Annotated in this window: 20 protein-coding genes; 12 read left to right on the top strand and 8 right to left on the bottom strand. The window is 61.0% G+C overall.

Annotation, left to right across the window (positions count from 1 at the left end; translation table 11 throughout):
• Positions 1–62 precede the first annotated feature (62 nt).
• The 3 genes from I6E58_RS11750 to I6E58_RS11740 all read right to left on the bottom strand — a co-directional run bounded on the left by I6E58_RS11750 (position 63) and on the right by I6E58_RS11740 (position 2,441).
• Positions 63–803: an ABC transporter ATP-binding protein gene (locus I6E58_RS11750; RefSeq protein WP_197133891.1), complete on the bottom strand. Its 741-nt coding sequence runs from the start codon at positions 801–803 to the stop codon at positions 63–65.
• Entirely contained in the window at positions 803–1,603 is an 801-nt protein-coding gene (locus I6E58_RS11745) for an ABC transporter permease (RefSeq protein WP_307842124.1), read from the bottom strand. The genes I6E58_RS11750 and I6E58_RS11745 overlap by 1 nt, the downstream gene beginning before the upstream one ends.
• Positions 1,604–1,748: 145 nt before the next feature.
• Positions 1,749–2,441, bottom strand: a complete 693-nt coding sequence (locus I6E58_RS11740; protein ID WP_197133888.1) for an NTP transferase domain-containing protein — start codon at positions 2,439–2,441, stop codon at positions 1,749–1,751.
• Positions 2,442–2,642: 201 nt separating this feature from the next.
• Here I6E58_RS11740 and I6E58_RS14480 point away from each other — a divergent pair, with 201 nt between their 5' ends.
• The 3 genes from I6E58_RS14480 to I6E58_RS11725 all read left to right on the top strand — a co-directional run bounded on the left by I6E58_RS14480 (position 2,643) and on the right by I6E58_RS11725 (position 6,803).
• Complete coding sequence (locus I6E58_RS14480; protein WP_307842123.1) at positions 2,643–4,925, top strand: ATP-binding cassette domain-containing protein; 2,283 nt, start codon at positions 2,643–2,645, stop codon at positions 4,923–4,925.
• Positions 4,901–6,472, top strand: a complete 1,572-nt coding sequence (locus I6E58_RS11730) for a hypothetical protein (protein ID WP_307842122.1) — start codon at positions 4,901–4,903, stop codon at positions 6,470–6,472. Before I6E58_RS14480 ends, I6E58_RS11730 begins: the two co-directional genes overlap by 25 nt.
• 70 nt (positions 6,473–6,542) lie before the next feature.
• Entirely contained in the window at positions 6,543–6,803 is a 261-nt protein-coding gene (locus tag I6E58_RS11725) for a DUF3039 domain-containing protein (protein ID WP_197133885.1), read from the top strand.
• Here the strand turns inward: I6E58_RS11725 and I6E58_RS11720 are convergent.
• On the bottom strand, positions 6,800–8,053 hold the full coding sequence (locus I6E58_RS11720; RefSeq protein ID WP_197134395.1) for a nicotinate phosphoribosyltransferase: 1,254 nt from the start codon (positions 8,051–8,053) through the stop codon (positions 6,800–6,802). The genes I6E58_RS11725 and I6E58_RS11720 overlap by 4 nt on opposite strands.
• A gap of 111 nt (positions 8,054–8,164) precedes the next feature.
• Here I6E58_RS11720 and murI point away from each other — a divergent pair, with 111 nt between their 5' ends.
• From murI to I6E58_RS14475, 4 genes are all read left to right on the top strand, one after another.
• Complete coding sequence (murI, locus tag I6E58_RS11715; RefSeq protein WP_129073386.1) at positions 8,165–9,001, top strand: glutamate racemase; 837 nt, start codon at positions 8,165–8,167, stop codon at positions 8,999–9,001.
• 88 nt (positions 9,002–9,089) lie between these two features.
• Positions 9,090–9,839: a ribonuclease PH gene (gene rph, locus I6E58_RS11710; protein ID WP_197133883.1), complete on the top strand. Its 750-nt coding sequence runs from the start codon at positions 9,090–9,092 to the stop codon at positions 9,837–9,839.
• Positions 9,840–9,841: 2 nt separating this feature from the next.
• Positions 9,842–10,438 carry an RdgB/HAM1 family non-canonical purine NTP pyrophosphatase gene (gene rdgB / locus I6E58_RS11705; RefSeq protein ID WP_197133881.1) on the top strand — a complete coding sequence of 199 codons (597 nt, stop codon included), beginning with the start codon at positions 9,842–9,844 and terminating at the stop codon, positions 10,436–10,438.
• A gap of 46 nt (positions 10,439–10,484) precedes the next feature.
• Entirely contained in the window at positions 10,485–11,030 is a 546-nt protein-coding gene (locus tag I6E58_RS14475; RefSeq protein WP_197133879.1) for a HEAT repeat domain-containing protein, read from the top strand.
• 44 nt (positions 11,031–11,074) lie between these two features.
• Here I6E58_RS14475 and I6E58_RS11695 read toward each other — a convergent pair whose 3' ends face one another.
• Complete coding sequence (locus I6E58_RS11695; protein WP_197133877.1) at positions 11,075–11,812, bottom strand: DedA family protein; 738 nt, start codon at positions 11,810–11,812, stop codon at positions 11,075–11,077.
• A 167-nt stretch (positions 11,813–11,979) separates the two neighbouring features.
• Between I6E58_RS11695 and I6E58_RS11690 the strand changes: the two genes are divergently transcribed.
• The 5 genes from I6E58_RS11690 (at position 11,980) to I6E58_RS11670 (ending at position 15,598) form a co-directional block, all read left to right on the top strand.
• A complete protein-coding gene (locus I6E58_RS11690; RefSeq protein WP_129073391.1) occupies positions 11,980–12,369 on the top strand; it encodes a helix-turn-helix domain-containing protein in 390 nt (129 codons plus the stop codon).
• 138 nt (positions 12,370–12,507) lie between these two features.
• Positions 12,508–13,569 (top strand): zinc-binding alcohol dehydrogenase family protein, encoded by a 1,062-nt coding sequence (locus tag I6E58_RS11685; protein WP_197133875.1) that lies wholly within the window; start codon positions 12,508–12,510, stop codon positions 13,567–13,569.
• Positions 13,570–14,296: 727 nt separating this feature from the next.
• A complete protein-coding gene (locus I6E58_RS11680; RefSeq protein ID WP_197133872.1) occupies positions 14,297–14,629 on the top strand; it encodes a type II toxin-antitoxin system RelE/ParE family toxin in 333 nt (110 codons plus the stop codon).
• Between the two features lie 73 nt (positions 14,630–14,702).
• Positions 14,703–15,140: a helix-turn-helix domain-containing protein gene (locus tag I6E58_RS11675; protein ID WP_197133869.1), complete on the top strand. Its 438-nt coding sequence runs from the start codon at positions 14,703–14,705 to the stop codon at positions 15,138–15,140.
• Positions 15,137–15,598, top strand: a complete 462-nt coding sequence (locus I6E58_RS11670; RefSeq protein WP_197133866.1) for a hypothetical protein — start codon at positions 15,137–15,139, stop codon at positions 15,596–15,598. Before I6E58_RS11675 ends, I6E58_RS11670 begins: the two co-directional genes overlap by 4 nt.
• A 412-nt stretch (positions 15,599–16,010) precedes the next feature.
• Here the strand turns inward: I6E58_RS11670 and I6E58_RS11665 are convergent, their stop codons facing one another.
• The 3 genes from I6E58_RS11665 to I6E58_RS11655 form a co-directional block, all read right to left on the bottom strand.
• Positions 16,011–16,520, bottom strand: a complete 510-nt coding sequence (locus tag I6E58_RS11665) for a hypothetical protein (RefSeq protein ID WP_197133863.1) — start codon at positions 16,518–16,520, stop codon at positions 16,011–16,013.
• Between the two features lie 265 nt (positions 16,521–16,785).
• Positions 16,786–17,628: a phage major capsid protein gene (locus I6E58_RS11660; protein WP_197133860.1), complete on the bottom strand. Its 843-nt coding sequence runs from the start codon at positions 17,626–17,628 to the stop codon at positions 16,786–16,788.
• A gap of 158 nt (positions 17,629–17,786) precedes the next feature.
• The gene (locus I6E58_RS11655; protein ID WP_197133858.1) at positions 17,787–18,332 is read right to left on the bottom strand and encodes a hypothetical protein; all 546 of its coding nucleotides are present in this window, start codon (positions 18,330–18,332) and stop codon (positions 17,787–17,789) included.
• Between the last annotated feature and the right edge of the window lie 264 nt (positions 18,333–18,596).

Raw genomic sequence — 18,596 nt, 5'->3', positions numbered from 1 at the left:
CACGGCCAGAGGCCCACACCGCCAGAGGCCAGTACCGAGCGACGCCACACCGAGTGGGAGAGTTACGCGGGGTAGTCCTTGTTGTAGAGCGCGAGCACATCGTTGATGGGGCCGTCGAGCACCAGCTCGCCTTTGTCGAGGTAGAGCCCGCGGGAGCAGAATCGGCGGAGGTCTCGCTCGTTGTGAGAGACGAAGAAGAGAGTGCGACCGCCCTCTAAGAGTTCTTCAATGCGGCGGTAGCACTTTTCACGGAAGGCCTTATCGCCGACAGCGAGCACTTCATCCACCAGGATGATCGGTTCCTCGAGGCGTGAGATCACGGCGAAAGCGATGCGCACGCGCATCCCGCTCGACAGGTGCTTGTACGGGGTGTCGATAAAGCGCTTAATCTCGGCAAAATCGATGATCTCATCGAAGCGATCGTTGATTTCGCTCTTCGTCATGCCATGGAGGCCTGCCGTGAGGTAAACGTTGTCGCGAACACTGAGGTCGTCGACAAATCCACCCGTGATTTCGATCAACGGGGCAACGCCTTTGTCAACGTGCACACTGCCCTCATCGGCCAGCATCACTTCGGCTACGAGCTTGAGCAGAGTGGACTTACCTTGGCCGTTGCGGCCAACGACGCCGATTGCTTCACCGGCGTTGACGTCGAAACTTACGTTGCGCAGGGCCCAGAACTCGTCGGCTCGTGCTCGCCGTTTGCGGCCGGCGAAGAGGTCTTTGAAGCTGCGGCGCGATCGACGATTGAGGCGGAAGCGGATGCCCGCATCCTCTACTCGAATAACGCTGTTGTCGGTCATTAGATTTCCTTCAGCACGGCGCGTTCGGTGCGAGCGAAGACAAGGATTCCTACAGCGAGCAGGATCACGCTCATGAGCGCCGCTATCAGTACGGCCGACCAATTGAGCTGGTCGGGGAAGAACGCCGCTCGGTAGAGCGAGAAGATTCCAGCGAGCGGATTGAACGCCGCGAGGGTTTCAAGCCCCAACTTGCCGAGATCGGATAGCCCATAAATGATGGGGGAGGCATAGAACAGGAACCGCAGCGCCAGCTTCACCGCGCGCTCGAGGTCGCGGAAGAACACTACGAGCGGGGCGACGATGAGGCCAACGCCCATCGTGAGAATGGCCTGCAAGACGATTCCCAGCACAAAATAGACGGCTTCCCAGTGCAGCACGGCTCCGTTGAAGACGGCGAATAGAGCGAGAACGGGAAGGCTAGCGATGAACTCGATCCCCTTTGAGAGCACGAGTCGTGCTACCCAGATGGTGCGGGGGATCTTGGTCGATCTGATCAGCTTAGATTCGCGAAGGTACGCCCGAGTGGCGTCGGAAACTGCGCCGTTGAACCACATCCAGGGCAGCAGAGCTGCGAGCAAGAACACGATGTAGGGCTGTTCTCCGACCGTACGCTCGAAGACGCGAGTGAAGACAAACCAGTAGATGCCCGCCATGACGAGGGGATCGAGGATGCTCCACACATAGCCGAGAGCAGACGTGGAGTATCGCACGCGGAGGTCGCGCACCGTGAGTAACCACAGTGTGCGGCGGTATCGGGTGAGGGGAGACCATGCTGATCGACCCAGTGCTGTGTGTGCCACGCCCCTATAGTAAACGGGCAAATCGACAGTCAGCCGCGCTCACGTGCATCCGCGTGAGTTATTCTTCGCTTTAACGAGCGACGTCCGCCCCACACTGAGTGCGAGACGGACGCTGCTGCGAGGCTCGGTGGGCCCCCGACGGTACTTATACGAAGAGGTTTGCGCGCTCGAGATCTTCAGCGAAGTCGACCTCGATGGCGTAGAGGTCTGAGATGTCTACGGGCTCAATGAGCAGGTTGTCTTCTTCGATGGCGAGCTCGATGCCGCGTTCGAAGTAGTCCTGGTCGCCGACCTTCTTGAGGTGGCGCAGCAGCGTGGACTTAGCGTCGCGTGAAATGTAGTTGATGCCGACAGCTTCGCCCAGCCCGCCCTTGACGGTCTTGGAGAGCTCCTTGATGAAGCCCTCAGCGTCGGTCGTGTACTTCACTTCTTCGTCAGAGACCTTGGCGGTGTTGACGCTGACGAACGACTGATCGCGCGCGACCATGACCGCAGCGCGCTCAAGAGCGGTGGGGTCGAAGACAACGTCTCCGTTCATCCAGAGAACTCCGCCCGGCGTGGACGCCTGCAGCGCACGCATGAGGCTCTTAGAAGTGTTGGTCTGGTCGTACTGTTCGTTGTAGACGAACGACGCCTCGGGGAATGCTTCGATGATGTGCTCGAGCTTGTAGCCGACCACGATTGTGACCTTGACGTTGTTGCCGAAGGCGTGGTGGATGTTGTCGAACTGCTGCTTCATGATGGTGCGGCCATCGCTGAGCTCAGTCAGTGGCTTCGGAAGCGAGCGGCCCAAACGGCTGCCCATGCCGGCAGCTAAAATTACGACCTGTGTAGTCATGGTGGTCTCCTCAGTAGTTCTGGGGCTCGGGTTCGAGGTTGATGATTTACCTGCTGTTAACCCGAGAGTGAAAAATGCGACACACCTTTGTGCGATAGTCAGGCTAACTGTGTCGGCCGAGAACTCCATAGATTTTTGAGGGTTGTTGCATATTTGTGATGCAGGCTCATTCTTGAGGCATCTGATTGGTAGGTTTGGACAGTGGAAAACGCCCAAACCCCCGACGAGGGCAAGAAGACTGTTGAAACGCCGGTAACGAAGCCCGTGAGCAGCACCCGAAAGCCTGCGACGGCTCGTGGTTCTCAAGCGAAATCGGCTACTGCCAAGCCTTCAGCCTCTGCTACTCGTAAGCCTGCCGCCAAGAAACCCGCTACCCGCACAACGAGCGCCTCGGCGACGAGCGCAACGCCCGGTGCTGCCAAGCCGAGTGCTGCCAAGCCGCGTGCTGCGAAGCCGAGTGCTGCGAAGCCCGGTGCTGCCAAGCCCAGTGCTGCCAAGCAGGCTGCTGCGAAGCCGAGTGCTTCCCCACGCCCGGCGGCGAAGCCGACTGCTGCTGACGCGGTCTCCACGCCTTCAGCGGCCAAAAGCCCCAAGCCGCGAGCACCGAAGCCGCAGGCCCCCAAACCGAGTGGTCCGAAACCCGCTAGCCCAGAGTCAGCCTCACCGAAGCCCACCGCACCTGCTGTTGACGCCGACCTGACCGCTACCGACCTGACCGCTACCGATGTCGCCGCTCTCAGTCCTAGTGAGGGCCCTGAGGGCACAGTCGTTGACGCTAGCGACGCAGCAGTGAGTGTCCAGGCTGCTGATACCGCTGATGCCACTGGGGAAGCTGATTCTGAGACTGTCGACGTCGACGGCGTTGAAGCAGCTGACGCCGGCGGAGAGGCTGATTCAGGGGATTCAGGAGATTCCGAAAAATCGGTTGATTCGGCTCGCGAGCCGGCGGAGGCCACAACTGACGCGAAGCCGGAGCAGAACGTTCCCGCCGCAGAGGAAAAGCCGGATGCCGTTCTTGCGGGGTTGGCACGCCTGCGAGCACTAGCCTCGCAGTTTGCCGCCCCGGCAGCTGAAGCAGCAGCCAAGAAAGCTGCCGAGCAGAAGCTCGCCGATGAAAAGGCGGCCGCCGACAAGGCTGAGACTGACAAGTTTGAAGCCGAACGTGCGGAAGCGGAAAAGGCTGAGGCAGAGAAAGTCGAAGCGGAGGCGGAAGCCGAACGCGCGGAGTTGGAACGTGCTGAAGCCGAAAAAGCTGAAGCTGAAGTGGAACGCGCTGAAGCTGAGAAAGCGGAGGCGGAAGCCGAACGGGTCGAAGCTGAACGTCTGACGGCCGAGAAGCCCGCTGACGTCGAGAAGCCTGCTGACGTCGAGAAGACTTCTGACGTTGACGTGACGCCCGTAAGCGCCCCAGATCGAGCCGAAGCCGACGCCGACGCCGACGCCGACGCCGAAGCCGACGCTAAAGCCGAAACTCGAGCCAAGGCCGACGGTGACGACACCGAGAAGGCTGCCGACGCCGAGGCCACCGAGTCAACGACAGCCGCGCCAATGACGGCCGAGCCAGACACCATTGCGCGCGAGCACGAGGAGCTCAGCTCCGAAGCTCCAACGATCGTTGTCGAGCCCAAGCGCGATGACACCGTCAGCGTTGAACCGGAGGATGTGAGCGCAGCCCTGGTCGCCGTTGACCCGACCGTTGCGCACGGACTTGAAGCGACATCCGACGACGTGGTGTTGCAGGTAAACGGGCTCTCGAAGGACTTCGGAGACACGGTCGCCGTCGATGATATTCGCCTCAGCGTGCGTGCCGGAGTGTTTTACGGCATCGTCGGCCCTAACGGGGCAGGCAAGACCACAACGCTCTCGATGATTACTGGGCTGCTGCGACCCGACTCGGGTAACGCAACTGTCAACGGCGTCGACGTGTGGGAATCACCCGAAATTGCGAAGCGCTCCATCGGGGTGCTGCCTGACCGCTTGCGCATCTTTGACCGCCTTACCGGGTCTCAACTGCTGTATTACTCGGGCGTACTGCGTGGTCTCGAAGCATCCGAAGTGCGCAAGCGCTCGGCAGATCTTGCTACCGCGTTCGGGCTCGACGACGTCATGGGCCGACTCGTCAGCGACTACTCCTCGGGAATGCTCAAGAAGGTCGCGCTCGCGGCCGCCATGATTCACTCACCGCGGCTTTTGGTACTCGACGAACCCTTCGAGTCCGTCGACCCTGTGTCGGCGGCAACCGTGACGCGCATCCTGAAGCAATACGTCAACGCGGGGGGCACGGTGTTGCTCTCGAGCCACCGGATGGAACTCGTGCAGCGCGTCTGCAGCCACGTCGCCGTCATCGTTGAGGGCAGGTTGCTTGCGGATGGCACGATCGACGAAGTTCGCAACGGAATGTCGCTCGAAGACCGTTTCGTGCAACTGACCGGCAAGAATTCCAATGGGGGAGGGCTCGAGTGGTTAAGCAGTTTCTCCGACTGAAACTCACCCTTCTCGCGAATGCGTTTCGTCGGGGACCGCTCGTAGCATCCGCCATGGGATTGGTGCTGATCTACAGCGCCGTGCTTTTCGTGATCGCCATTACCGCCGTGGCGGACCTGCGCACCACCACGGCAGAAGTCGCCGGAGCAACCTTGGTGGTCTTCGGCTCCGCTGTGCTCGTCGGGTTCTTGGTGATGCCGCTGGGCTGGAATGCGGATGACGCGCTCGACCCACGCAGATTCGCCTACCTGCCACTCAGTCGCCTGACACTCGCTGCCCTCCTTCTCCTCGTCGGTGCGATCAGCATCCCCACGGTGATGCTTGTCGGGCTCACAATCGCGCAAATCGTGGCGTGGTCCGGAACTCTAGCCTCCGCGCTTGTCTCTGTGCTTTCAGGGCTGATTGTGATTGGCACGGCGGTCGTGGGAGCTCGCCTCGCGAGTCTCGTCGCGGCCCGCTACCTCAGCACCCGTCGTTTGCGGGAGAGCTTCGGCATTGTCGCGGTCACTCTCGTTGTGGCATCGCTGCCGATCGCCGTTATGCTCGCGCTCGCCGACTACCAGTCCCAGGTGTTGCCCGTGATTCGTCGCCTCGCAGCCGCGCTGGAATGGACGCCGCTCGGTGCAGCCTTCAGCGCCCCGGCGTCAGCGGCAGCGGGGGACACCGGCGATGTGGTCGGCAAACTCGCCATTGCTCTCGGCTTCCTCGCCGTTCTCGCAGCCTGCTGGTACTTCCTCTTAGGATTCGTTCTCTCGCGGCCCGAACGCAGCGCTGTCGAAACCTATCGCTCCGGACTGGGATGGTTTCGTCTTATGCCCGCGACTCCGCTGGGGGCGATTGCGGCCCGCAGCCTGAGCTACTGGGCTCGGGATGCGCGCTACTTCGTTGCTCTTGCGGCAATCCCCATCATCCCGATCGGAATGGTGGCGGCGCTGCTCGTCGGCGGCATTGGCGCCGACGTGATCGCCTGGATCCCCGTTCCTGTCATGTGTCTGTTTCTCGGTTGGAGCGCTCACAACGATGTCGCCCACGACAACACGGCACTCTGGACTCATGTCTCGGCGCACACGCGCGGCTCGGATGACCGTTGGGGGCGCATCGTGCCCAACCTTCTCGTCGGCATTCCCCTGGCGGTTATGGGAAGCATCCTCACCGTGGTCATTGTGGGTAATGGCGAGGCGCTTCCCGGTCTGATCGGGCTCAGCCTCTGCGTTCTCTTTGCGGGTCTCGGCGTCTCCAGCGTGAGTTCGGCGGCCTTCCCCTACGCAGCACCGCTTCCCGGGCATGGGGCCTTCATTCAACCGCAAGCTCTCGTGTCGAACGCGGCCACTGTGCAGTCCTTCACCTTCGCGCTCTCGACCCTGTTCGCCGTGCCGGTGCTCGCGATCGTGCTGTTCAATCCCTTCACGACCCTTCAGCCGAACTGGGCTGCATTCATCGTGGGTGTGCCGCTGGGGCTGCTCGTGCTCGTGATTGGCGTGTACTGGGGCGGCCGCATCATGGTGCGCCGCGGCCCAGAGCTCTTGGCGCTCTCATCACAAAACTGACCAACCCCATCCGAGCCGGGTCAGCAGAATCACAGACACCAGCTCACCGCGACGGAAGTAGAATTGGCTCATGGCTGACACCGATAACACTGGCGGCGGAACCGACACTCTCGACCGCGAACTCGAAGAACTGCTCAACCAAGAGCAGGTTGAAGAGGGCGACCACGAGCGCTTCTCGCACTACGCGCCCAAAAACAAGATTATGGAATCGGCGCTTTCGGGCAAGCCGATTCGCGCCCTCTGCGGCAAGCTCTGGACGCCGGGCCGCGACCCGGAAAAGTTTCCGGTCTGCCCCACCTGCAAAGAGGTTTACGAAAAGATGAAGGCCTAGCGATAGACCGTGGGCAACACGGGCTCACCGCGGGAAAGCCGAAAGGCTGTCTGCGGTAGCTCGGCCATGGCTTGCTCGCGGTGGTCGCGGGCGGCTCTCGTTCCGCTGGCACCGAGCCACTGAGCATCCGCCGCTCCCGCCGTCATGAGCGGAACGTTCAGTTCTCGGCCCTCGACCTCGGGTCGTGCATCCTGAGTTTGAAAGATCAGCTCGGATGTCGCAACACCGTTTTGCATCGTACGAATCGCCGCCTTGTGGCCGCCTACCGTCGCCTTGGCGGCGGACTTTTTGGCGACCGAAACCCACTCGCCCGCGTCGTTGTGGTGGGCAACGAGCTTGTAGACCATGCCGGCGGCTGGGTGGCCGGAGCCGGTGACGACCGAGGTTCCGACGCCGAAGGAATCAACGGGAGCGGCGCGTAACGCAGCGATCGCGTGCTCATCGAGATCATTCGTGACGGTGATGCGAGTCTTAGTGGCGCCGAGCGAATCGAGCTGAGCGCGAACCGACGCGACCTGGGTGGCCAAGTCGCCGGAGTCGATGCGCACGGCGCCGAGCTCGGTGCCGGCAACCTTGACGGCAAGCGCGACGGCGTTCTCAACGTCGTAGGTGTCGACGAGCAGCGTTGTCGAGGGGCCGAGAGCGTCGACCTGCGCCTGAAAGGCTTCTTCTTCGGAGTCGTGCAGCAGCGTGAACGAGTGTGCGGCGGTGCCCATCGTCGGCACGCCCCAACTGCGGCCCGCCTCGAGGTTGCTGGTGGCGCTGAAGCCTGCGATGTACGCGGCGCGAGCGGATGCCACGGCCGAGCGTTCGCCCGTGCGGCGTGATCCCATCTCAGCGAGGGGTCGCGCGTCGGCGGCAGACACCATGCGGGCAGCAGCGGACGCGACGGCGGAGTCGTAGTTCAGCACACTGAGGGCCACAGTCTCGAGCAAGACAGCCTCGGCAAACGATCCCTCGACGGTGAGCAGGGGGGAGCCGGGAAAGTAAGCGTCGCCTTCGCGATACCCACTGATGTCGCCCGTGAAGCGATAGTTGGCGAGCCATTCGATTGTCGCGGGGCTCACGATCGCGTTGCGCGAGAGGAAGCTCAGTTCGTCGTCGCCAAAGCGGAACTCTGCGATCAGCTCGAGCAGGCGCCCCGTGCCGGCGACAATGCCGTAACGGCGGCTGTCGGGCAGGCGGCGGGCGAACACTTCGAACACGCACTGGCGTTCGTGGCGGCCACTGCCGATAGCGGCGTCGAGCATCGTCAGCTCGTATTGGTCTGTTAGTAGAGCGGTACTCACCTGACCAGCGTACGCGACCGTCGCTCAATGCCGGCGGGGAGTGTTCGGGCATCCACCACTACGATTGAAGGCGTGACTGATGCACCCATTGGCGTTTTCGATTCCGGAGTCGGCGGCCTCACCGTTGCCCGCGCCATCATCGACCAGTTGCCGCACGAATCCATCACCTATGTGGGCGACACTCTTCACTCGCCATACGGTCCTAAGCCGATCGCCGATGTACGTCGCTATGCGCTCGAAGTGATGGACCGCCTCGTTGACGACGGCGTGAAGCTACTCGTGATCGCGTGCAACACGGCCTCGGCCGCGATGCTGCGGGATGCGCGTGAGCGCTACACCGAGGCGTACGGCATCGAGGTGGTCGAAGTGATCCAGCCCGCTACGAGGGCGGCAGTGAGCCAGACCCGCAATCGTCGCGTCGGAGTGATCGGTACGACCGGCACCGTCAAATCGCGAGCCTACGAAGATGCCTTCGCTGCGGCATCCGACATTCAATTGTTCACGCAGGCCTGTCCGCGTTTTGTCGAATTTGTTGAAGCCGGTATCACTACCGGCCCCGAAGTTTTGGCGGTCGCCGAGGAGTATTTGGCGCCGCTCAAGGCCGCTGATGTCGATACTCTCGTGCTCGGCTGCACTCACTACCCGCATATCTCTGCAGCGATTCAGTACGTGATGGGGCGCGAAGTGACGCTCGTGTCGAGTGCTGAGGAGACCGCATACGACGTGTACAGCACGCTTGTGGCCCACAACCTGCTGCGCGATTCGACTGAACCTGCTCGCCATACCTTTGAGGCCACCGGGCCAGACAAGCTCGGTTTCACTCGCCTCGCTTCGCGTTTTATGGGGCCCAATATTGTGCGCGTCGAGACCTTCGACACCGGCGTGATTAACCTCCCCATTCTCGATTAGCGATGCGGATGCTCCACCGCCCCGGTGGCAAGCAACCCGTGATCGCGCCCACCCCACACCCCAGATTTCACCGATAGAGAGAAGACAGATGTCACGTCACGACGGCCGCGAAAACAATGAACTGCGCAAGGTTACGATCGAGCGCGGGTGGAGCGACCAAGCTGAAGGTTCCGCACTGATCTCGTTCGGTAAGACCAAGGTGCTGTGCACGGCATCCTTCACGAACGGCGTTCCACGCTGGATGGCAGGCAAGGGCAAGGGCTGGGTCACCGCCGAGTACTCGATGCTTCCCCGCAGCACGAACAGCCGCATGGACCGCGAAGCCGTCAAGGGCAAGGTCGGCGGCCGTACGCACGAGATCTCCCGCCTCATCGGTCGCAGCCTGCGCGCTGTTGTCGACATGAAGGCGCTGGGCGAGAACACGATCGTGATCGACTGTGACGTTCTGCAGGCCGATGGCGGAACCCGCACAGCAGCGATTACAGGCGCGTACGTTGCTCTGGCCGACGCCATCGAGTGGGGCCGCGAGAAGAAGTTCATCGGCAAGAACTCGAAGGCTCTCTTCGACTCGCTCGCTGCCGTGAGCGTCGGAATCATCGATGGCGAGCCTATGCTCGACCTCGCCTATGTTGAAGACGTTCGCGCCGAGACAGACATGAACGTCGTCGTCACCGGCCGCGGTCTCTTCGTGGAGGTTCAGGGCACGGCCGAAGGTGCCCCCTTCGACCGCCGCGAACTCGACTCCCTGCTCGACCTTGCCCTCGCTGGCGGCACCGAGCTCACCGCGATTCAAGCCGCGACGCTGGGCCAGAGCACCAGCACGCACACTGGCGCGTAATCATGCGCATCGTTCTCGCCACCCACAACGCTCACAAAGTCGCCGAGCTGCGCCGGATTCTCGGCCCGGCTCTCGATGGACTTGAGCTCGTTGCCTACGACGGGCCCGAGCCCGTCGAAGACGGCGACACGTTCCAGGCCAACGCGCTCATCAAAGCGCGGGCTGCCGCCGCCCACACCGGGTTGCCCGCACTGGCAGACGACTCCGGAATCTGCGTTGATGCGCTGGGCGGTGCCCCCGGCATCCACTCGGCTCGGTATGCGGGAACGCGCAATGACACAGACAACCTTGAGCTGCTGCTGTCGAACATGGAGGGCATGGATGACCGTGCCGCCCAGTTCGCGTGTGCTGCCGCGTTTGTGGTGCCGGGCGATGAAGCGCACGAGTTCGTAGAGCTCGCGCTCTGGCCGGGAAGCGTGGCGCGCGAACGCAGCGGCTTCGAAGGCTTTGGCTACGACCCGATTTTCTGCCCGGACGGTCAACCCGGAACCTCCGCAGATCTCACTTCAGACCAGAAGGATGCCCTTAGCCACCGAGCGCAAGCGTTCGCGGCAATCATGCCCGTAGTGCGTGCTCAACTGCTCGGCGACAAGCAGTAATAGGTCAACGGTCGAGCGCAGCGGCGCAACAACGTAGGGTTGAGGCGTGTCTGAACATGATGATCCCCACGCCGTTGACCTTGCTCTTCCTATCGCAGCCCGCATCGCGGCTGCCAGCGAGCGGCACGGCGAAGACACCGTAGTCGAGCGCGCCGTCTCTCTCATCGAGGGCAACAACGAGGGCAAAGAGTTCTTGCTCGTCGTCGGTGGCGAGCACGCTCAGGGCATCCTCGACGGTGCCCCCGTGCTCTACTGGCCCGAACTATGGGGAACCCGTGCACTCTTGCACGCCTGGAACGACAAGGCTGCGGATGCCGTACGCGCCGCTCTCAGCAACCAAGCGTGGCGTGTGCGCGAGATGGCAACTCGAGTCGTTGCTACTCGTCGCGTTGACGCTCACGACGATCTTGCGGCGCTCCTCGAGGACGACACAGCTCGTGTTCGCGCCTCCGCGGCTCGCGCGCTCGGCACTGTCGGATCACTCGACGACGTCGAGGCGATTTCGGCCCTCGTCAAGGATGAAGACATTGAGGTGCGTCGAGCTGCTCAGCAGGCCGTCGCCGCTATTCGTAAGCGTTCACCGAAGCAGTAACGAGCACCGACGCCGTAGCGCACGCCGACCATCCGACCTCGTCGTTAGTCGTCGAGGTTCTGGTCGAAGTCTTTGGGGTGCAGGGCGAGAGCCTCGGCTTCATCATCGTCGAGTGTGTCTGGCTGACCAGCTTCGCGTGCCTTTTTCGCTTTGTGCGATGAGCGGAAGTAGTGGAATGCTGTCGGCAACACCGTGAGGGTTACGGCGGCGAGCAAAATGAGGTCGATGTATTCGACGATGAAGTCGCTGAGCCACGGGATAGAGCCCAAGAGGTACCCGCCGAAGGTGAGCCCGGAACCCCACGTGAGAGCGCCGATCGCGTTATACAGCGAGTACTTGCGGTAGTCCATGTGGCCGACCCCGGCGGCGACCGGGGCAAAGGTTCGCACGATCGGAACAAAGCGAGCCAGAATTACGGCGGCGCCACCGAAGCGGGCGAAGAAGGCGTTGGTGCGTCGAACATTCTCAACGCTGAAGAGCCCGGTCTCTTTGCGTTCGAATACTTTGGGCCCCAACTTGTGCCCGATGAGATAGCCGACTTCTCCGCCGAGGAAAGCGGCAAGACTGATAGCCAAACAGACCCACCAGATATCGAATTCGATCACGCCGGCGAAGGTGAGCACGCCGGTGATGAGCAGCAGGGTGTCACCGGGCAAAAAGAAGCCGACCAGCAATCCGGTCTCGGAGAAGACGATGAGGGTAACGCCCAGCAGCGCGAACGCCCCGAAACCGTTAATGAGGTTTTGGGGATCGAGCCACGGGATGAGGGCTGTGCCTACCAAGGGTTGTCTCCAAAATCGTCGGCTAGGTGCGCGTAGTCGGCGACAGTAGCTATGTACATCACAGAGTAACGGGTGCTGAGGGGGCTTCGCTGTGGGGGATACCCCCGGTTCTGGCCGAAATCGTGACGGGTTGCTATCGTTGGGGAAGCAACTATCGAAAGGGCGCTATGAATCTCGATCAGAGCCATGAACACGATCACATTCATGTCGGGAATGTTTTTTCGGCCACCTGCCCGTGCCGCGATCTGCTGGATGTCGTTGCCAGCAAATGGTCGGCGCTTGCTATCGGTGCGCTGCTGGGCGGCCGGATGCGCTTCGGAGAGCTGCAGCGTCACCTGGATGGCATCTCGCCCAAGGTGCTCACGAGCACCCTCCGCCGACTTGAAGACTACGGAATCGTCGATCGTGAAGTGTTTGCCGAGGTTCCCTTGCGTGTGGAGTACACCTTGACGGCGCTCGGGCGAGATGCGGGAGTTCCGCTGGAAGCCCTGCGGGTATGGGCCGAGTCTCAACTCGAGCATGCCCAACGCACTGAGGCCGCCCGCGCTCTCGCCTAGCGGGCCCCTGCGGCGCAATCTTCCGGGGGTAAGGTGCCGCAGGTCGCTTACCTCGGGGTAAGTTGCCTCCCTTGCGGGTCACCAGTGGGGCGGGTTTAGCGTGAAGTTCGCACGTTAGCGATCACGCAAAGGACCCCAGTGAACACCTCAGCCCCCTCCCGCTTCAGCACTGGCTCAGCAGCGCCCGCCGTCGTCACTCGCAGTGGCGGTTCGATTGAGGCCGAGGGAAGCCTGGTCGACACCGAACTGACCATTGACGCTCCAACCGGCCGCGACATCCTCGTCGAAGTAATTGCCGTTTCGGTCAACCCCGTCGACGTGAAGGTGCGCGCTGGCGGAGAGATCGCTGATCGAGTTCTCGGATGGGACGCATCGGGTGTCGTAGCCGCTGTCGGCCCTGAGGTCAGTCTCTTTCAGCCGGGCGACGAGGTCTGGTACGCCGGAGATATCACTCGCCCCGGCACCTACTCGCGCCTGCACCATGTCGATGAGCGCATCGTGGGTCGCAAGCCGTCGAGCCTGACGCATGCCGAGGCTGCAGCGATGCCGCTCACGACCATCACGGCCTACGAGGCGCTCTTTCACAAGCTCAAGCTCAGTAAGGACAGCTCGGGGACCCTGTTGGTTCTGGGAGCTGCTGGGGGAGTGGGTTCGGTGCTCATTCAGCTCGCCAAGAAGCTCACGGGCGTTCGGGTTATCGCCACCGCGTCACGTGACGAAACGCGCGCGTGGGTGACTGGGCTGGGCGCGGATGCGGTTGTCGACCACCGCGGCGACCTTGCGTCCAACGTCGCAGCTGTCGCCCCCGAAGGCGTGGACTGGGTGTTCACCTCGCAGACCGGCACGAACCTGCCGGCGATAGTCGAGCTCATCAAGCCGTTCGGCGAGATCGTCGCCATTGACGACGAGGCGGGGCTCGACCTGCTCTCGCTCAAAGGCAAGGCGCTCAGCTGGCACTGGGAACTCATGTTCACTCGCTCCGCTCAGCACACCGCCGACATGGTGCTGCAGCACGAGCTTCTGAACGAGGTGGCTGACCTCGTGGATGCCGGCGAAATTCGTACGACTCTCACCCGCACTTTCAGCCCGCTGAATGCTGAACAGCTGCGGGCCGCCCATGCGCTCGTGGAAACGGGCAGCGCCATCGGTAAGACCGTGGTGACCTCAGAAGTCACGGCAGAGGTGGCTGCAGCCAACTAGACCGGGATCAGGCCTGGAGTAGGCGCACGGGGAGCGAAAGCTCGTCGTGCGCCTTCGTCGTTGCGGCCCAACTTGCGGGCTCGTGCTCGTGCGCTTTGTGTTGGAGACGACGTGTTGTGCGGAAGGCGGGACTTGAACCCGCGTCGATCGACTCTGCTTCGCTTTCTTTTCGGAAGTGACGTGAACCACACGGGTTTTGGGGCAGCTGCAATTAGGTGGTTCACGATCACTTACTTAGGAATGTGGGCAGAATGTGGGCAACGTGATTCCCGTTTTAGAGCAGCCCGGCACTCAGGGCGTCGCTCGTGCTCGGTCCGTTGCGCTCGAATATATTGCCGGGCTCTGTGGTGGTCCTTTTGTCGTTAGTTCTTCCGGGGTTCGGGGTCGTCGGGTGGGGGCGGCGAAAAATCATCGGACATTGCGAAAAGCGGGGTGGGTGTGTCGTGGGCTTCCGGGATGTTGCCAACGAACTTTTGAGCATCCAAAGACTGAAAGCGCGCGAGCGCAACGAGCGGAGAAACATGGCGGGATTGTGCGCATTAGGGCACGATTCAGACTCGATAGAGGTTGGGCTGATCAACACCTGCGAGTGGGGGTGGGCATTCGGGAACGTTACCGTTTTAGACGATGTGAATGTGAGGAATCATAACTCGTCGCGAAATATCACCACTTCTCCTCGCCGTTCCGGTAGGTTACTTGGGTAATCAGCCAAGGGGGACAGGCGCGAGTGGAATTGCAGAAGTGGGCATACGCTGTCTCCGCGCGCCAGCAGGAATATATCCTTAAGGAAGCGCAGAAGCTTGGACTGAGTGCGACCGCCGCAGTGAAGATGGAAGCTGCCATGCTGCGAATCGAACAAGGTAAAGCGACTTCGAGCGAAACGTCACTCGTTCGTGGTTCCGTGTCGGAGATGCGATTTCAGTGCGACAACCGCTGGTACAGGTTGCTGTATTCGCGCAAGTACGAACATTTTGTCGCGCTGCATCTGATCGCCAAAAAGCAAAACAAGCTTGACCCAGGCTCAATTGCGCTCGCGGAGAAAAGGCATAAGAAACACTGAGACGCTGTTGACCTCTATGTGTGTATAGTGCATTATCGGCATTGACCGATAATCGGGAATAGAAGGTAGAAAAATGGGGATCAATCTACTAAGAGACCTCGGCATCGATGAGAATTCAGAAGATGCACGCAATGCTCGGGCGGTTACGTCCATGTACGCCGACGTTATCGACGCACTTGTGAAGTGCCGCGATGATGCTGGTTTAAGCCAGACCGCAGTAGCGAAAAAAATGGGGACTTCGCAGTCCACAGTGTCAGAGTTCGAGTCAGCTACCGCTGACGCACGCTTCTCGACGCTAATACGGTACGCACGCGCGATCGAGTGCGAGTTTGTTATCGAAGTCAGCCCGGAGAACAACGCGACACCGGCTCAGTGGGTGTATGTCGATGTTAAGAAGGAAGACGTCGTAATACCCTTCAAGTCGACCAAGACCCATGCTGTTCGAAATTCGCAACCGCTATACGGGGCTAATCAGTCGTTCCGCAATTACGAGCTAGTGGGTGCTCGATGACAGAGGATCTGCGTGAGCAGGTTTCCGAATTGCTCGCTTCGGGAGAACTCATTGATGTTCGATTTCTCTCATTCTCGGCGGCGCTCCGCGAAGGCGAACCTCTGGATGAAGATTCTGACGAGATCGACAAAGACATGCAGGTCATGGTCGGTGGATCACCAGGAATTATTGAAATTAGAGTCGACTTCAATGTGACGACGGCAGAGGCGGACTACGCGGTCGTCGCAGCGACGCAGTTCCACTATGACGAAGACGAGTTTGACGTTTCAGAAGAGGTCGGAAAAACATTTGCTGAAACCGTCGGTGTTATGGCAATTTTTCCGTACATTCGCGAGGGATTGCAGTCAATGAGCCTTCGCCTTCGCCAGGAGGCAATCACGCTTCCGCTGCTGCGGAACGGCCAAGTTGTGCTCACTAATCCCCGACCTGAAACGGACACTGACCCGGACGAAGAATAGCTCATGCCGAACGAGCAACCGATTGAACAGAGCTGAATATTCGCGGGGCTCCAGCACCCCTTTTGTGGGGGCGGATTGTTCGCGACTCACTGATGCCAAACCGGATGCGCTGTCTAAGCGAGCGGCAAGAAGCATTCTTGCGTTGCAGTAGCGTGTGGTTTCGGTACTTGCGTCGAGAAGCTCTGGCTGAATATTCGACCGAGGTGAAACTTTGGCATGGGGCCCCACCTACACATTCGAGAGTGATCGGCACTACAAGCGACTAGACGTCTCTGTAGCTCAGCTCCGAGAGGCCTCTTACGAATGCCGCGTCATAGTACTCCTCTTGCTAAACGAAGCCATAGCCCGCAGGACGTTGGGGTCGCTCGACGGAAAATTCGATTCTTATGCGGTTGCTGTTTAGGGATCAGCTTCATCGACGGCATGCTTCGCTAGGGTGTCCATCGTCGGCTGTGGTCGACTGCGCGGATCTAAGCTGTTCGATACCTTCGACCTCAAACCGCAGGCGGGTGCGATCTTCGGGGGTCGCGCCGAATTTTGATACGCGCAGCCGCAGTTCTGCACCTAATTGCCAGCTGCTGCAACTCCAGAAATGGTGGTGAAGGAGCGCAGTGTCGAGCAGGAATCGCCAGTCAACTTCAGTGAGCATGAGCATGCCCTGCGGTGACGCTCGCCAAGCATCCCACCATGCGAGTGTCCGCGGGTGCCAAGCGACAGGTGGACCGTTATCGTCTCTGCCGAGCGCTGCACTAGGCAGGGAAAAACCGCCAAGGAAGCCATCAGATTTGATCGCCGCAGGAGCGTGATTGCGAGACGCCTTTTTGGCATTTCCAGATGGAACAAAACCACGACCGGCCATTGAAATTCCTATCGTAAATACGGTCTGAATCGCGGCAAAATACTGAGAGATGCCGTTTTGCAAATTCTCCAGAGTGGGCCGCACCGCGAGAGGCAGGACGCGAAGCGGTCAGCGCGAGAGGCGGGGAGGGGGTGGAGCCCCCCCTGTTCACAAGGAAACGGAAACGGAAACGTGAGTGCGTAGTGCGTTGGTTGGTGCTCGGATCTCCCGCTGCGAACAGGAGACGCAGCGGGAGATCCGAGTGGGGGAGTGGCCGCGCCAGACATCCACCTCACGGAGTGTCCAGCGCGGCGGCGGGGTCAACCGTGCCCCGCGCTCCCGGTCTTTGTTAAGCGGAGGTTTTGATTTTGACTACAGATTCCGGTTGAACGAACCCGAATCCAAGGCGCATGACGGCTCGGATTGCTGTCTGGTCTTTGCTGAAATAGGCGGATGTGTCGAAGACAAGGGAGACATCGTCGCGCAGGACGCTGTACACGCGATCTTGTGCCAGACCCCACGCGGTTCCTTGCACTACCGATGAGCTGACGTAGAGCGGTACTCCGAGAATGTTACGTTCGATTCCGTTTGTGGCACCGACTCCGAAGAGAGGCAGGTTTGAGCCTGTGCCGGTCGTGAGCTTGGCCAGAGCCGATGCAGTGACAGGGTCGGTGATGAAGGCAGAGAGCGCTACGCCAAGTTGTTCGGCCGCAGCAAGCGCGTCGATGAAAGCGCCAATACCCGCGCCGGGGTCGGCATCTACGACCGTTACCCCTTCAGCTAGATATTCGAGTCCACCGGGCTGCACGTTTGTGTTGGCGGGGGCGGTGCCGAAGAACGCTGCGTCGACTTTCTTCGCGATGTCGCGAGCGAGTCCTAGCCCGATCACCTCCGCAGCTTCAGGCGAGGTATCGCCAGCAAGCTCGTTGCTGATGATTGAGAGCCCGGCCACTTTCTTCGGGATGACGGGTACTTCGTCCGCAGTTGCTTCGCTTACGGTGATCTCCGCGTTCTCTGCGATCCAACCGGCAGCGGGATCTGCCACGATTCGGGGGAAGCGAAAGGCCCCGGCTTGGGTATGCAGAACGGTTGTCAGCTGAAGGGCGAGCGATTCACGCTCGACCGGCTTGACGATTAGGGGACCGGCTTCGGTGAGGCCGATGTACTGGCGCAGAGTGGATGAGTTAGCCATGAATGACTCCAAAAGGAAGACGTGCGAGATTGGGGGATACGCACGGCGCTGCCTGCTGCGTTTTGCCTCTCGGCGTCTTGCTCGTTTCGGGAGTCACGGACTCAACCGGAACGGGCACTCTCATTCTCGCATCTGAGGTTGAGAGTGCCCGAATCTAGCTAGGCGTTTCCGTTTAGGGCTTGCTTCCATGACGGCGTCGGTGGCGTATCAAACCGGCGAGTCTGTTGGCTATTCAACGCGTTTAGCACAGCGTTCACCGGCGGCTTGCGATCTACATATGGTCGAGTGAGGTAACTGCGCTCGGCGGTGTTCTCTGCAAGGAAATCCGCCAACGCGCCTGCATCCAACGCGCCGGCTCCATCGAAGAACTGATCTGGCGTCGCCTCGAAAATTTCCCAGAGGTCTGCCGGGCGGTGCAGGCTTCCGGTGTTCGCCCCGTCGCCTCGCACGTCAGTTGTGCCCGCCAGCAGCGCCTCGATCGCGCTGCGCCGGTAGCCCGTGATCTGATCAATCAGGAGCGCTTCTCGTTCGCTTGCTGAGGTCGCATCGGCTGCCCGTGCGGCCTGCTCGGCCCGCAGCTCGTGGCGTCGCGCTGCGGCCTCCGTCGTGGCGTCGCGCTTGCTCCTAGGGGCTTCTGTCGGCGGTTGCGTGCTGTCTGAAGCGACCTGCAGCGGGGTGGGCTCGGATGGTGGGGTGGTGGTCATTCCTGTTGTCCTTTCGGGTCGGTTGTGGGGGCTGAGAGGGCGCCCTGTAATTCGGCAACGATCGTGTGAATTGCGTCGTTGGGTTTCTCGTTGTGCAGCTCAGCGAGAGCGGTCTTCAGCGCAGCGAGGTGAGACTTCGAGCGGGTCTGGTGCAGGCGCGAGAAGTACCGACACCGCGCCAGTGCCTCGCCGTCAGAAGCTCGTGCGAGCGAGTGTGCGTTAGGTGGTTGAGCGTTCTGGCTTTCCCTCTCGCACCGGGCACAG

This window comes from Salinibacterium sp. SWN1162 (genome assembly GCF_015864675.1).
Taxonomy (GTDB): domain Bacteria; phylum Actinomycetota; class Actinomycetes; order Actinomycetales; family Microbacteriaceae; genus Rhodoglobus.
This window is presented reverse-complemented; position numbering and strand designations above follow the sequence as displayed.